The 12,833-nt window shown below is 55.6% G+C and carries 12 protein-coding genes and 1 tRNA gene; 4 read left to right on the forward strand and 9 right to left on the reverse strand.

What is annotated here, in order from left to right; translation table 11 throughout:
* Positions 1–85 precede the first annotated feature (85 nt).
* From ACZ1G7_RS16720 to ACZ1G7_RS16730, 3 genes are all read left to right on the forward strand, one after another.
* Complete coding sequence (locus tag ACZ1G7_RS16720; protein ID WP_472660513.1) at positions 86–1,120, forward strand: cysteine synthase A; 1,035 nt, start codon at positions 86–88, stop codon at positions 1,118–1,120.
* Positions 1,121–1,187: 67 nt separating this feature from the next.
* Complete coding sequence (locus ACZ1G7_RS16725; protein ID WP_472660514.1) at positions 1,188–3,509, forward strand: DUF3772 domain-containing protein; 2,322 nt, start codon at positions 1,188–1,190, stop codon at positions 3,507–3,509.
* A gap of 77 nt (positions 3,510–3,586) precedes the next feature.
* Positions 3,587–3,676, forward strand: a tRNA-Ser gene (locus tag ACZ1G7_RS16730).
* 314 nt (positions 3,677–3,990) lie between these two features.
* Here the strand turns inward: ACZ1G7_RS16730 and ACZ1G7_RS16735 are convergent.
* Both ACZ1G7_RS16735 and ACZ1G7_RS16740 read right to left on the reverse strand, forming a co-directional pair.
* Entirely contained in the window at positions 3,991–4,356 is a 366-nt protein-coding gene (locus tag ACZ1G7_RS16735) for a response regulator (RefSeq protein ID WP_472660515.1), read from the reverse strand.
* Between the two features lie 49 nt (positions 4,357–4,405).
* Positions 4,406–6,376 (reverse strand): sensor histidine kinase, encoded by a 1,971-nt coding sequence (locus ACZ1G7_RS16740; protein ID WP_472660516.1) that lies wholly within the window; start codon positions 6,374–6,376, stop codon positions 4,406–4,408.
* A gap of 204 nt (positions 6,377–6,580) precedes the next feature.
* On the opposite strand from ACZ1G7_RS16740, the gene ACZ1G7_RS16745 reads away from it, so the two are divergent.
* Positions 6,581–6,988, forward strand: coding sequence for a response regulator (locus ACZ1G7_RS16745; protein WP_472660517.1), 408 nt, complete (start codon positions 6,581–6,583; stop codon positions 6,986–6,988).
* A 164-nt stretch (positions 6,989–7,152) separates the two neighbouring features.
* Here the strand turns inward: ACZ1G7_RS16745 and ACZ1G7_RS16750 are convergent, their stop codons facing one another.
* The 7 genes from ACZ1G7_RS16750 to ACZ1G7_RS16780 all read right to left on the reverse strand — a co-directional run bounded on the left by ACZ1G7_RS16750 (position 7,153) and on the right by ACZ1G7_RS16780 (position 12,582).
* Positions 7,153–8,190 carry a tyrosine-type recombinase/integrase gene (locus tag ACZ1G7_RS16750; protein WP_472660518.1) on the reverse strand — a complete coding sequence of 346 codons (1,038 nt, stop codon included), beginning with the start codon at positions 8,188–8,190 and terminating at the stop codon, positions 7,153–7,155.
* 93 nt (positions 8,191–8,283) lie between these two features.
* A complete protein-coding gene (locus ACZ1G7_RS16755) occupies positions 8,284–8,709 on the reverse strand; it encodes a helix-turn-helix domain-containing protein (RefSeq protein ID WP_472660519.1) in 426 nt (141 codons plus the stop codon).
* A 9-nt stretch (positions 8,710–8,718) separates the two neighbouring features.
* Positions 8,719–8,931, reverse strand: coding sequence for a helix-turn-helix domain-containing protein (locus ACZ1G7_RS16760; protein ID WP_472660520.1), 213 nt, complete (start codon positions 8,929–8,931; stop codon positions 8,719–8,721).
* 81 nt (positions 8,932–9,012) lie between these two features.
* Positions 9,013–9,672 carry a hypothetical protein gene (locus ACZ1G7_RS16765; RefSeq protein ID WP_472660521.1) on the reverse strand — a complete coding sequence of 220 codons (660 nt, stop codon included), beginning with the start codon at positions 9,670–9,672 and terminating at the stop codon, positions 9,013–9,015.
* A 159-nt stretch (positions 9,673–9,831) separates the two neighbouring features.
* A complete protein-coding gene (locus ACZ1G7_RS16770; RefSeq protein WP_472660522.1) occupies positions 9,832–10,437 on the reverse strand; it encodes a hypothetical protein in 606 nt (201 codons plus the stop codon).
* On the reverse strand, positions 10,370–11,053 hold the full coding sequence (locus ACZ1G7_RS16775; protein WP_472660523.1) for a hypothetical protein: 684 nt from the start codon (positions 11,051–11,053) through the stop codon (positions 10,370–10,372). Before ACZ1G7_RS16775 ends, ACZ1G7_RS16770 begins: the two co-directional genes overlap by 68 nt.
* A 344-nt stretch (positions 11,054–11,397) precedes the next feature.
* Entirely contained in the window at positions 11,398–12,582 is a 1,185-nt protein-coding gene (locus ACZ1G7_RS16780) for a hypothetical protein (protein WP_472660524.1), read from the reverse strand.
* Positions 12,583–12,833 lie beyond the last annotated feature (251 nt).

Consider the following 12,833-nt stretch of genomic DNA (forward strand, 5'->3'; position numbering starts at 1 on the left):
TTGGATGGGCGATTGGATGGTTGAGTTCGCCTCATCGCGGGCCTACACCTAACGGAGCAAGATTTTCTGCCGGGAAGGGCCCTCCATGACCATCAAAAGCAACCTGGCCGATTTGATCGGCAACACGCCCCTGATCCGGCTGAACAAGGCCTCTGAGGAGACCGGCTGCGAGATTTTGGGCAAGGCGGAGTTCATGAACCCCGGCCAATCCGTCAAGGACCGCCCGGCGCTGACCATCATCCGCAATGCAATTGAAACCGGCGCGTTGAAACCCGGTGGAACAATTGTCGAAGGCACGGCGGGCAATACTGGCATTGGGCTGGCGCTGGTTGGCGCCTCGATGGGGTATAAAACGGTTATCGTGATCCCTGAGACGCAGAGCCAGGAAAAGAAAGACATGTTGCGCCTTGCGGGCGCTGAGCTGGTTCAGGTGCCTGCCGCACCCTACCGCAACCCAAACAATTTCGTGCGCTATTCCGAACGGCTGGCCAACAAGCTGAACGAGACCGAACCGAATGGCGCGATCTGGGCCAATCAGTTTGACAATGTGGCCAACCGCCAAGCGCATATTGAAACCACGGGGCCAGAGATTTGGGACCAAACCGGCGGCAAGGTTGACGGGTTTATCTGCGCCGTGGGCTCGGGTGGGACGCTGTCAGGCGTGGCCATGGCGTTGCAGCATAAGGGCGTGAAAATCGGCCTGGCGGATCCGATGGGGGCCGCGCTTTACGATTGGTACACCAATGGTGAGCTAAAGACCGAAGGCGGCTCTATCGCTGAAGGGATCGGTCAGGTGCGCATCACCAAGAACCTTGAAGGGCTGACGCCTGATTTCACCTATCAAGTGCCCGACGAAGAGGCGCTGCCAATCGTGTTTGACCTGTTGGAACATGAAGGCCTGTGCATGGGGGCGTCGTCAGGTGTCAACGTGGCGGGTGCGATCCGGATGGCGCGCGATATGGGGCCGGGGCATACGATTGTGACGATCCTGTGCGACTATGGCACGCGGTATCAATCCAAGCTGTGGAACCCGGATTTCCTGCGCGAAAAAGGCCTGCCGTTCCCGGCTTGGCTTGAAACGATGCGCGACGACATTCCGACCGTGTTTGAAGAGGTTTGATGCGCCTGTTCAGGCTCCTTTTTTTGCTGATTTGTGTGTGTGCGGGGGCAGCGTTGTTGCGCCGTCCTTGGCCGTTGCACAGGAGGCGGCCGCGCAGGACAACCAGCCCAATTACGTGCTTTGGGAGCGCGAAGCCCGAAGCGCGGAAGACGCGCTTGACTCGGCGGACAGCACGAACGAGGCGTTGGAAACGCTGCGTTTGGACCTCGTTGATTGGCGCGAGCAGTTCTTGGCCGCGCAGGACATCAACGCGCAGCGCATTGCGACCTTGCGCGAACAAATCACCGCTCTTGGGCCCGCACCTGCGGATGGGGAGGCGGCGGAAGCCGCCGAAATAGCCGACCGCCGCGCCGATCTTGCCGCGCAGCTGCAAAGCGCGCTTGCGCCCGTGCGTACCGCCGAGGAGGCCTATACCCGCGCCAACGGTCTGGTCGCCCAGCTTGACCAGATGGTGCGTGAACGGCAGGCGGAACGGATAATGCGTCTCGACCCGACGCCGCTGAACCCGATCCTGTGGCCCGATGCGCTGATCGCTTTGGGGCTGGTCGGGGAGGCCGCAACGGGGGAGGTCGCGAATAACTACGCCTCCGCCTCGCGGCGCACGACGCTGCGCCGGGAATTGCCGCTGTCGCTTCTGTTGTTCGCCGCCGGTCTGGTGCTGGTGTTCCGGTCCAGCACATGGATTGAACGCGGGCTCGCGCGGCTGCGCGCCAATCAAAGCGAAGGGCGCGCGGGGTTCCGGGTGGCGACATTTGTGGCCTCTCTGTTTGGGGTGATCTTGCCGGTCGCGGGCATTCTGGCGCTGATCTCTGCCGTGGAAGCGACCGAGATGACGGCGGTTGTGGGCGACACGGTGCTACAGATTTGCGCGCTGCTGGTGACCTATCTTGCCGCGGCGCGATGGTTGTCCAACCAAGTGTTCCCGCGCGCCTACCCGCCGCGCCCGGTGTTGACGCTGGAAGGCAATGACTTGACCGAAGGGCGGTTCTACGCCCTGATCCTCGCGCTTTTGCTGGCCGTGCAACAAGGTATCACTCTGCTGTCGGATACCGGGTTTCTGGGGCAGATCATGACGCGCGATGTGCAGTCGGTGCTGCTGTTCCCGGCGATCGCAGTGGCCGGGTTGATGCTGTTTCGCATGGGGCAATTGCTGCGCAAATCCGTGCGCCAAGCCATTGCGCAGGCCGAACCGGACGCGGTTCAGGCCGCCGGACGCAGCAATCTTTTGACCAACACGCTGGCGCGCGCCACGATGCTGGTCGGCGTCGCGGCGCCGCTGATGGCTGCGATTGGCTATGTGTCCGCCGGGGCGATGCTGGCGTTTTCATCCGTTCTGACACTGGCGCTGCTGGCGCTTTTGGCGGTGCTGCAACGCTTTGTCAGCGATCTGTACGCCACCATGACGCGCAATGAAGACAGCGTGAATTCTCTGGTGCCGGTGCTGATCGGCTTCGCGCTTGCGCTGCTGGCGGTCCCCGTTCTGGCGCTGATCTGGGGCGCGCGGTTTGCCGATATTACCGAGACAATCGCCGTCATCTCTGCCGGGTTCGTGCTGGGGGAGACGCGCATTTCCCCCACCGATTTCCTGACCTTCGCGCTGATTTTCGCGCTGGGCTATTTTGTGACCCGCTTCGCGCAGGCGACGCTGAAAACGCAGGTGCTGCCCAAAACCAAGCTCGATATCGGCGGGCGCAACGCGGTCGTCTCGGGCGTCGGCTATGTGGGGATATTCCTGGCCGCGTTGCTGGCCATAACAGGGGCGGGGATCGACCTCAGCTCACTGGCGATTGTGGCTGGGGCCTTGTCGGTGGGCATCGGGTTCGGGCTGCAAACCATCGTGTCAAACTTCGTCTCGGGCATCATCTTGCTGGTGGAGCGCCCCATATCTGAAGGCGACTGGATCGAGGTGGGCGGCACAATGGGGGTGGTGCGCGATATCTCCGTTAGGGCCACGCGGATCGAAACATTCGACCGGCGCGATGTGATCGTGCCCAACGCGGACCTGATCTCGACCTCGGTGACGAACTGGACCAAGGGCAACCTGACGGGCCGCATCATCGTGCCGGTGGGCGTGGCTTACGGCACCGATACCCGCATGGTGGAAAAGATGCTCAGGGAGATCGCGGAGGCGCATCCGCAGGTCATCGTGAACCCGCCGCCAAACGTGTTTTTCGTGGGCTTCGGCGCCGACAGTTTGGATTTTGAGATCCGCGCGATCCTGCGGGATGTGAATTACGTGATGCAGGCGCCGTCTGAAATTCGTCATGAGATTGCGCGCCGCTTCACCGAGGAAGGCGTCGAAATTCCCTTCGCCCAGCGCGACCTTTGGCTGCGCAACCCCGAGGCGCTGCGCGGCAGCTCAGAGCCGGGCGATGTGGGGCAGGGGTAACGCCCCCGAACAGTGCGGCTTTTTGCGCAGAATACCCCTTGCACAGACCCGCCTGCTTTGGGTACACCCGGCGCCACGGACAGGTGGCCGAGTGGTCGAAGGCGCACGCCTGGAAAGTGTGTAGGCGGGAGACCGTCTCCAGGGTTCGAATCCCTGTCTGTCCGCCACAGATTTCAATTAAGCCATTGATAATAAATTAATTTTAGCAAATACACAATCTTTGTTCCCACACTTGTTCCCACGCTAAGAATGTGTAGCTTCTTAAGCGAGCGAGGGCTTTTGAACAATCAATGCCGTGTGATTAGGAGTATCGCCGAGGCACAATGCGCCTCGGACTGAAGTGGTGGTTACCTTGTGCGGTAACCATAGGCGACCCGAAGTCCGGTCTGCGGGACAAAGCCGACTTCTGATGTGCCTGCTCAAACGGAAGCTATGGGTCGCCTGCTCGTTTGGGTGGCTGAAACGAGTCCTCCCAAAAAAGTCAGGCTGCTCGGCAATACCGGTCAAACAAGTCATTTAGCTCGACTGCTGTTACAGGCTTGGCGATAAATCCATCCATACCATGCTTACTCACCACCGATTTGTCATGATACTGCTCATCAGCTGTAACCGCGATAATGGCAACATTGCGCGGCGGATCGTTGGGCTTTTGTCTAATAATCTGGGTGGCATCGACACCAGACAGTTTGGGCATATGGATGTCCATAAGGACCAAACCATAGTCTTCAGGGCTTTTGTCGAGCCGCTCACAGCCTTCGTGGCCGTTTTCAGCGATATCAACCTTGACACCCAACGTATCGATAATTTCCTTCATCATGAAACGCGTGAAATAGTCATCTTCAATCAAAAGGATTTTTTTGCCGCTGCCATTTTGGACGTTCCGTTCATTTGGAAGATCACAACCGTAGCGAGAAGATAGTTGCGTAGCAACCGCCCTGTGAAGGGCATGCAACCTCAAGCGTTCCCCCCATGAGCACAGCGAGTTCTCGACTAATGGCCAGCCCAAGCCCAGAGCCACTATTCTCCCTTGTCTGGGCATCGTCAATCTGCACAAACCGCTCGAAAACCGCTTCGTGTTTGTTCCTAGCGATCCCACACCCAGTATCGGATACTGAAACCTCCAATTGTTCCGGTGCAGAGACACCAATGTTCGATCCCCGTCGAACCTGGATAGTGACGCGACCTTCTTTGGTGAATTTAAGAGCATTGTCGGTCAGGTTATTTACAATTTGTGTCACCCGTCGTTCATCAAGATCAGCGAGTTCTGGTGCTGTGTCATCAACCTCAAGCGAAAGTTCGATAGGCTTTCCCAATCGGTGATTTGTCGCTGACGCCGTCTCAAGCCACTGTTCCGCCAACGACCGGACGTTCGTTGGTTTGACTTCGATCTCAATGGCATTGGCCTCAACACGGGACAATTCCAATACATTCACGAGTTGCGCCAAAAGGTGATGTGAGGCACTGAGGCCAACCTCAGCCTGCTTCTTCTGGCGCTCGGGGACGTCTGCCAACTGGATGAGTTGGAACAACCCCATTATGGCATTGAGCGGTGTGCGGACTTCATGGCTCATATTGGCCAAGAACACCTTGCGGATTTCCATTGCCTTCTTGGCTTCGTTGGCGCTGCTTTCAGCCTGTGTTTTTGCGTCGTGTAACTCTGTTACGTCATTCGCGATTGAAAATATCTTTGACGGCTTACCATTTTCAAATTGTATGACATTCGACCATATCAAGCTCTTCGGAATTCCGTTGATAACCTGTTCCAGCAAAACAGAATAGAACGGGTTTTCAGGGGTCGTCCGCGAGAAACCTGCATGTACTTCTGGCCTACGATTTTCAGGGATGTAAGGCAAAAATGGCGTTCCCAACAGGTTTTCAGACGACAGTCCGAAAAGACGTTCGCTGGCTGGATTTGCCTGCAAAATAGTGGTGTCCATTGCCGACACTGTCATGGGTTCAGGTGCATATTTGAAGAATGACTGGAAACTCTCGGTCTCCTTCGCAAGTGCCTGTTCCAGTTTTCGCCGTTCCGTAATGTCCTCGACAAAGGCAATAAACATTTCGCTATCGCCGTGGAGTTCCAGCCGGATCGAAACTGGATAAATGCTGCCATCTTTACGCTTATGAACGGTCTCAAATTCGAGGCTTTGGGCGCTTCCATTTCTGAGCGGTAGGATATGTGTGGCAAAGTCACGCGGGCTGAAATCAGGTTTGATGTCCACAGGAGTAAGAGCACGGAGTTCTTCCATACTATAGCCGAGATTCTCGCGAGCCCCCTTGTTCACAGTGGTGAACTTGAGAGTGTCGGCTTCGAACATAAACACTTCATGGTGCGAATTTTCGACCGCAGTCCCAAACTGAGTGGCCGCCTTTTTTGACCTTTCGCTCGTTAGAAGTGCCGCGCGCAATCCAATCTGGCTTGTCACAGAACCGCCCAGATCAGTGAGAACGGAAATATCGTCTTCTTGCCAAGCGCGCGGTTGGGTATCAATCGCACATAGAGCGCCGACAGCCCTGCCATCTGGTGTTGTTACCGGAATGCCCAAATATGCTACAACGCCTAAGTCACGTATGGCCAGGTTGTCGCGGACAAGTGGATGAGTGCGGGCATCTTCGATCACCACAGGTTCATTAGCGGTAACAACGTGCTGGCAAAATGAATGTGTCAGTGGTGTTTGCCGTTGACTTGCCCATGGCTCACCCAAGCCGCACGCACTTGTGAAAAATTGCCTATCTTTATCAAAGTCCACAATCGACACGAGAGCCACGGGCACGCCAAGCATCTTGGTCGCCAGACGGGTAAAGCGATCAAAGTCCTCTGTGGCAGGACCATCGACCAACGACAGTTGAGCCAGGGAATGTTCCATCAAGAATATACCTTTCCCTCGGTAGGCGCGGTCCACGCGCACGTGCAATAAATTTTCCGTTAAAAAAGGCCGTAGAGTGAACATGTTAACACATTGTTAAGTATTTCAATGCGACAGAGATTAATCTTAACTTCGGCGCATTTACGGTTTCTTAACTTTGGCTGTTAATACTTTGGCAACTTTTTCTTGATTAGAGGGCGGAAGTTGAAGGTTCTAGTTCTTGAAGACGATCCTGCTCTGCGATTTGCACTGACTCAGGTGTTGGAGGAATGCGGGCATCTGGCTTACGCAGCTAGTAACATCCCCGCTGCATGTGACATTCTGAACAAGGTTTCACCCGACCTTCTGCTTCTGGACCTCATGATTGGCCCGGTCGACTCCACTCAAGTTGCCGACCTCGCTGGATATCGCATTCCTGATGCCGAGATCATCTATCTGACTGGCAGCAACAAATACCCCAATGGTGAGCTGTTCGAGCTGTCCAAAAATGCGTCTTGGGTCTTGCGCAAGCCAATTGATTTTGTGGAGTTGAAGGCAATGCTTGCTCACTTTGCGGGGTCGCGTACGAAATACTCTTCACCTCGGTCAACGAGCATGGGTGCTGATCTCTGATTGCCAAGCACAACATGTTGAAACAGGCACTGCTTGTTCAAACGTGTCCTCGCAAGACTGTTACAGATTTTCAAAGACTTGGCCTATGAACAACATAATCTGCCATTCGCACTGTTTGCAGCATTCGGTAGGTGTGGGCTCAGAGCCGACGTTCGATGCGCCAGCTATTCAATCAAGTCATCTGGTTTTTCACCCGTCACAAGCCTCCGCTGGTCATCACGGTTGATTTGCCCGTAGGTCCTGAGGGTTGTCAAAATGTCGGTATGGCCGAGATTTTGAGATGTGGCGACGAGTTCGGCGACTGATTTGCAATTTCGGGCAGTGTGCCGTGAGAGCATGTGCCGAAAGGAGTGCGGACCGAATGCTTGTAAGCCCGCGTTCTTGAAGGCAGCGTTGACAACCTTGCGGACCGGCTCTGTCGTCTTCCAGTTTCGCCTTTGGAACCCGTTGGCTTTGAAACCGTTGGTGCCTTCCGCTTCAAGCGCCGTCGCCGGGAAGAGCGGATCATTGGGACTGTAGAGTGCCACTCCATCCAGATATGCCAGCCATTTGGCCAGCACATCTTCGGCCTCTTTGAAGTCCTTGGCAAAGAACGTGACTATGGATTTGCCAAACTTGGTGGCGACTTCGCGCGGGTTCTGGGTGATCGACTTATCCTCCAGGTCCACATGCTTGATCCGAAGAGAGACGAGTGCGCCGACGCGAATACCCGTGAGACACAATAGAGAGAAAATCGCTTTGTCCCGCAAGTCGCGTGGCGTTTCGTCGGGCATCATCGCGAGAGCACGCTTGGCCTGCTTGATACTTGGCGCGGGGCGCTCTGGGGCTGCACGCGCTTCTGCCTCGTCCCTCAAGGAAAGGCGAAAGTACTCCGCATCGGCGAGTTTCACGCGCCGCCGGAAGCCGTCCTGCTGAGAAAGCCAGATCACAAACTCGCGAAGAGTGGCCATGATTGCGCGCCGGCTGGATTTGCTCAGCGGCGTACCTTTCGAGGTCTTTTCCGTTTCCAGATGCGCGCGGAATCCCATCGCCCAGTCGATATGGAATTTCGCGAAGTCTTTGCGCCCGTTCCAAACATCAAAGCGCTCCAGCGCGGCGATCTCACGGTCTAGCGTCTTCTCGGAAAGTTGCTTTGCGTGCTTGCGGTAGTTCAAAAAGTCGCGCTTGATGCGCTCGTTTTTCTCGTTCGGTCTTTTGGTCATTTGAGTGCTCTTGCTGCTGCGATTTTGCCTGTTAGAAACTGTGCCCTTTGACGGGGGCGCGAAGTGGAAATTCTAGGGGGGCCGTGTCCACCACTATAATGTTGTTTCACGCCGCGTTATTGTGAGGTCGAGTTTCCGGGCAATGTCGGGGATGCCTGCTGCGGCGATAGGTTTTGAAATCACTCGTTCGCAGACGTCGCAGAGCGCCGTGAGTGCCGCGCGGTTCCCCTTCAGGATGCAGTCAGCCATGCCCCCAGCAGGCTTGCGCTGCTGCTTGCAACTGACGCAGTATATGGTGTCCAGCGCGCTCTTGAATTTGCGGGCTTTTCGCTGGTTCAGAATGTATGCCTTCAGATCGTCGCCTCGTATCAGCGCTGGGCGTCCTACGTCCATCACACGTAAACCATTCGCCGCCCAAGTCCGGATTGTGCGGGGCGAGACGCCAGAAACCTCCGCCGCCTCGTCTATTGTGTAAGGGTGAAGAGACTTGATCCGGTTCAGTCGCGCTTTCTTCGGCATGACCGGCTCCTACGCTTTGGTGCCAGTTTCATTTTGCGCCAACCACTCGCGGATCGCGTCCACGCGGATCAAGCGGCGCGTGCCGATCTTGATGCTGGGCAAATCGCCCTTGGACAGGGCCGCGTAGAACGTTGTGCGGCCCACACCGGCAAGCCGCGCGGCCTCGTCGGGCGAGACTGCAATCGGGGGCACCGGGCGGTTAGGTTCAAACGGGTTCGCCATGGCTCATTCTCCTTTGTAAGAGCATAAGCGGACCTTGACAGACGAGGCTCGGGCAGAAACATAAGCGAGGTTTCTGACCAGTTATTGCCCAGCACGTACCTTGCTAACGTAGTCCTGAACGGAAGACAGCGACGGCGGGCGTCGTTGCGGGTTGGACTGCTTGAAGTCTGCCAAGACGGCGCGAGCCTCTTCATTGCGCCCTCCCAAGGCCTTGCCGTCCGCAATCCTTTGCGCGATCAATGCAGAGAGCGCTTGGCCGTAGCGGTTCGGTGCGCCGCCGAGATTTTTGCGCGGTGCGCTCACCAGGTCGCGCAGATCGGCCACCGCCCGAAACTCAGGGCCGGGCAGATCGAATTCGACAATCTCTGACAACGGTACGGTATTCGCGCGCCCGACCTTCAGTGCGCCCGCCGCCGTGAAGACAAGCCGATATGTCGATCTCGTTTCTTGTACCAAAGCCGTCGCCAGGTCCCTTGCTTCCCCCTCGGTCTGGAGTGTCGGATGGAAATAGATCGCAATGTCCCCGGCTTCGCTGCCCACCTTTCCGACGCGCCAAGTTTCGCCTGTGATAGGCGAAGTCTTGCGGGCGCGGCACTCGAAGGCATTGGCCAATGCGGCGATCATCTTTGGGACGTTTGCGCGCACCGCACTGATCTCACCTTCCGAGACGGGAACGAAGCCCGCTTCCCGACAAAAGTACCCATCGCACCCAGAGTGATGCACGATCTCGGATTCGTGCACGGTGTCACAGTTCAGGCAAGTAACCGACTGGATAACACCAGCCTTTTCAAGAAACCCATGTGCCAGTAGAACAGGAAAGAACGGTTCTTGAGAGTATTGAAACGCTGCGACCTTTCCCCTTTGTGCCGCGATTTCGCAAAGCAACTCAATCGGTTGCAATTACCCTGCCTCCAGAACGTCAAAGTCTTCAATAGGCGGCGCAAGCAGGCCCCAGCGTTCCAACAGACCGAAAATAAATTGTCTGTCGCTTTCGGTTGTGTTCGGTGACGTGGTCGTGTTCGGCAGGCGCAAGGTTACGGTCAGGGTGCGTCGCCGTTTCCCTTCCTGCGCTGCAAGAATGATCCGGATGGTTGCGGCAAGAATTGTCCAACCGCCCGCGCGGAGCGGAGACACCGCACCAAAGCGGCGATCAAGCAATCCGTAAATGCTCTCGTCTTCACCGCGCTTTTCAAAGCGTGCGATGCCACCACTTGTGTCACCAAAATCGAGCGAAGAGATTTCAATGCGTTCAATGCCGTCCGATGGCAAAATGTTGAATTCAGGCTCGCTCTTCAACAGTTTCAGAAGAACGTCCCGGCGGGGGACTTCGAGTGGCAGTTTCGAGTTCGGGGCGAAGTTCTTTGAAAACAAGGTCGAGAACTTGTCGCGCACCTTTTTCCCGCCGCGTGCACAAATCTCGAGAAGGCGTGAATTGGGGTCACAGGCAATACCCACCTCCAGCACCTTCGCCACGATCTGCCGTTCCAGCGAGATCTGAAACGCCAAATCCCAACTCGCTTTCCGCCCGCTCTTCGACATAGATCGTCGCGTGGGTGAAGGTCGTGTCCTCGCCGGTGAACGAGTGCTTGCGGACCGTCTCATACCAGTCGGCAACGTGCTTTCGGTGCTTGGGGAGTTCAAGCACCGAAAGAGTATCGACCAAAAAGGCATCACGCGCGGCTTGGTTGTTCAACGACCAAGGCTTCCCATCGTCATCAAACCGGAACGTTGACCAGTTCTGCCCGCCATGCGTGCGGGACATAGAAGCCTGTACCTCAATGCGGTTGACCAGGACCGGATGCTCTATCGCTAGAAACAGCAAGATGTCCTGAATGCCGTGAAGCCCTTCAATGTCGACGTCTTCGCCGTTGCAAACCTGATCTGTTGCGATCAACCCAACCTCGTCCGAAAGCGTGGCCAGTAAGTCGAGTTCGGCCTTCATTGCGTCTTGCGGCTTCTCGGGAAGTTCGGCGATCAACTTCTCTATCGAGCGGACCAATTCGGTTCCCCGCCCGTCGCTACTCCAATCGAAATTATCAGGTGCGGGCACGTTGCGGGATTCAAAATATCGTTTCAGCCGTTCGGCGGGAGACTTGCGAATGAAGCCACTGAATGAAGCCATATGTTGAACCTAATCGAAATTTATCCCCTGTAGATAGTGTTCGAAGCTTTGCGTCACAAGTCATGGTTGTTCGCTGATTGTTGCAATCTCGGCTGACTGTTGATGCAGGTCTGATCGAAGCGGGTACCAACAAACAGTATTCCGCGTCGAGCGATGAATGGGACACAGAGCGGATCGCAATATTAACCCGTTGTAATTGACAGAAAGGGCGGGAAGCGGACCTTCGCTGCAGGTGCGAGAGGGCTCATCGGGCATTTTCAAAGCGGACCTTGGTTGGCCTTCAGCTTTCCGAATGGAATTTCTCAGTTCTGTTTCGGTGAAACTACTTAAATTCCTGCGCGCAGCTACCCTGACGCCCTTTCCTGCCGTTCTTTGAAATACTTAATTGGCCACTCCGTCGGAGTGAATATCTCGTGGAAATCCGTGTCGATATTGCTTGCCATTCGTGCAAGTAAGCCTATCAGGCGATGCGCATTTTCGCGGTTCTCACGCAATAGGTTCCCCTCCACGGCCTCTTCGTCGCCGCTACGCTCAACGTATCTACGGTCGATGACGCCAGCATTGTGTTCAAAAACGTGCCTGCGCTCCATCATGAGCCGGATGAACCGAGCATCTTTGTCCGCAATCCCTTTAAGTGGATTCAGATCAAAAAAGTCCTTCAAGCGTTTGAAGGTTTCCGACTCAATGTCATGAAAGACCAACCTAGAAAGCGCTTCTTTCCGTGCGGCTTTCATCGGAGTTCGGCGTACGAGTTGACTAGCGAAGTCACGGCACGCTGCATCGAATGCTGATACGCTTTGGCTTATGGCTACCTCTGGCTGTGCTTGTCCGTCATTTAATGACTGCCGGATTTCCTCAAGCCGACCCGAGAGCATTTGGACGTTATTCCGCCATCCACAGGCAGCGCAGTAGCCATAGAGGCCTCTGATATCGTTAAACTCGCCACAGTGTTTGCACTTGTATCGCGTTTGTTGTGTCTGTGACGAATAGTAGAAGTCCGGCTTTGGTTCATCGGCTGCCTGCTTAACGAGGCTTTCCATATCAATTTCTACTTGCCGCTCTGTCCCCTTTTCATCGGGTACAGCAAGCTCTTCCTCTAACCTCTCAGCAAGGTGAGCAAGGAACATCCTTTGTGCTGGTGTGAGAAATTGAAATGCCGCTGTCCTCAAGCCGCAGTAAGGGCAGGTCTGGGGATAAATGGCCGCATGGTTTCCATTGCGGAAATAGCCACCACATTGTGGGCATTGATGACCCCAGCAGCCTAATGAGTCAGACCCAAGGATTGCCGGAACACAGCCCTCCGGGGGCGGTGGATCAAACGGTTGGCCGATTCCTCCCAATTTGAAGTCAGACACTGGGATTCCATGGGGGAGCAAGATGTAGACTCCAACGGCACTCATTGGCCCCGGACTACGTCCAACAATTCCAAATGCTGCGCCCTTCCGTCCTTCATCATCGCAATAGATATTGATGGTCGTGTTGGCACCGCAATGAGCAACCTCTTTGAAATCCTCTTCATAGTACGCCATCGTGAGTCCGGTCCATTCATTGAAACTGCTGTCGCTTTGCCAGACTGTAGCTCTCCCTCGACGCTTTCACCATCGGTGACGGATGATGATATCCGGGCTACGCATCCGATGACCGCAAAGAGTCCAGAGCAAACTAGACCCCAACATTGCTTGTCCGTCGAATACACCACTATTTTTGTCCTTATACGTCGATCTTTAGCAATTTTTTGTTGAATATGCGAATATAGATGCCATATGTGGACCCTAACGGA

Source organism: Litoreibacter sp. JB4-2 (genome assembly GCF_055693445.1).

Coding starts and splice junctions, on each gene's coding strand:
- ACZ1G7_RS16720 (WP_472660513.1), top strand. CDS start 86: ATGACCATCAAAAGCAACCTGGCCGATTTGATCGGCAACACGCCCCTG.
- ACZ1G7_RS16740 (WP_472660516.1), bottom strand. CDS start 6,376: ATGGAACATTCCCTGGCTCAACTGTCGTTGGTCGATGGTCCTGCCACA.
- ACZ1G7_RS16750 (WP_472660518.1), bottom strand. CDS start 8,190: ATGACCAAAAGACCGAACGAGAAAAACGAGCGCATCAAGCGCGACTTT.
- ACZ1G7_RS16755 (WP_472660519.1), bottom strand. CDS start 8,709: ATGCCGAAGAAAGCGCGACTGAACCGGATCAAGTCTCTTCACCCTTAC.
- ACZ1G7_RS16760 (WP_472660520.1), bottom strand. CDS start 8,931: ATGGCGAACCCGTTTGAACCTAACCGCCCGGTGCCCCCGATTGCAGTC.
- ACZ1G7_RS16775 (WP_472660523.1), bottom strand. CDS start 11,053: ATGGCTTCATTCAGTGGCTTCATTCGCAAGTCTCCCGCCGAACGGCTG.
- ACZ1G7_RS16780 (WP_472660524.1), bottom strand. CDS start 12,582: ATGGCGTACTATGAAGAGGATTTCAAAGAGGTTGCTCATTGCGGTGCC.